This window comes from Burkholderia sp. E168m23 (assembly GCF_016586125.1).
GTDB classification, from domain to species: Bacteria; Pseudomonadota; Gammaproteobacteria; order Burkholderiales; family Burkholderiaceae; genus Burkholderia; species Burkholderia orbicola.
On sequence record NZ_BCPP01001493.1, the window covers coordinates 1 to 989 of the forward strand.

Below are 989 nucleotides of genomic sequence, written 5' to 3' on the forward strand. Positions count from 1 at the left end.
CGATCCCGAAAGCCGTCGAGGAAAAAGCCGGCGCGTTGCTCGGCGCACTCTATGAAGAGGCATTGAAAGCGGCGCGCGACAGCCTCGACGCCGACCGCGAACAGGTTCGCGCCGACATGGCCGACGCCGAACAGCGCTTGCGCGACGCGACCATCCGCCAGGAAACGCTTGAAGGTGCGCTCGCGCGCGGGGAAGCGAGAAACGAGCAATTGCAGGCGCGGGTGACCGAACTCGAAATTCAGCTCGCGTCGCAAACGACCCACGGTTCGGCAAGCGAAGCAACCTTGCTCACCACAGTCGCCCGACTCGAAAAGGAGTTGGCCGCGGCCGCCGGCCGCATCGATGCCGAACAGGCGCAGAACGCTGCGCTGCGTGACCGCATCGATGCTTTGCAAGCCGAATTGCAACAGCGCACCGAGCACTACGCGCAGCAAATCAAGGATGCGGTGGCGGAAGCCGAACGCCGCGTCAAGCCGATGCTGGTCGAACTGGACTCATTGCGCAGCATGGCGTCGACCTACCAGAGCGGGTTGCGCGACGTTCAGCGCAAGGAATTCGATTTCCTGCAGCAGTTGAGTTCTGCCAAGGCGCGTGCTGATCGGCTCGAGGAACAGTTGCGCAGCCAGAGCGACGAACTGGAACGCGCCACGCGCGACGTGAATTCGTTGCGCGCGAACCGCGGGATGAATCCGGAAATCGCCGCGCTGCTGCGGCGCCTGGCCGATGCCGGACAACTGGACGCGGACGCGTATGCCGCAATCGGCACCTCGCTGGATCAGGAGATTCCGGCCCCGGCGCGGTGCCCGCATTGCGACGGCGAACCGGAGCTGTCACATGGCGACGAGGGTTTTGAAGTCGCGTGCCCTGAGTGCGAGCACGCTTCGGGCGCGTGGCCGTCCCGCTTCGAAGCCGTCGCCCGTTTTGCGCAAACCTGACCGGGAAGCCGGCGATGCGCACAGGTGAGATGATCCGGGAAGCTTGAGGTGAGG

Annotated in this window: 1 protein-coding gene; it reads left to right on the forward strand. The window is 64.8% G+C overall.

Annotated features, from left to right (window positions below; all coding sequences use genetic code 11):
- A partial coding sequence (locus JMF90_RS38410) for a DNA-binding protein (RefSeq protein ID WP_201326475.1) occupies positions 1-935 on the forward strand: 935 nt, incomplete at its 5' end.
- Between the last annotated feature and the right edge of the window lie 54 nt (positions 936-989).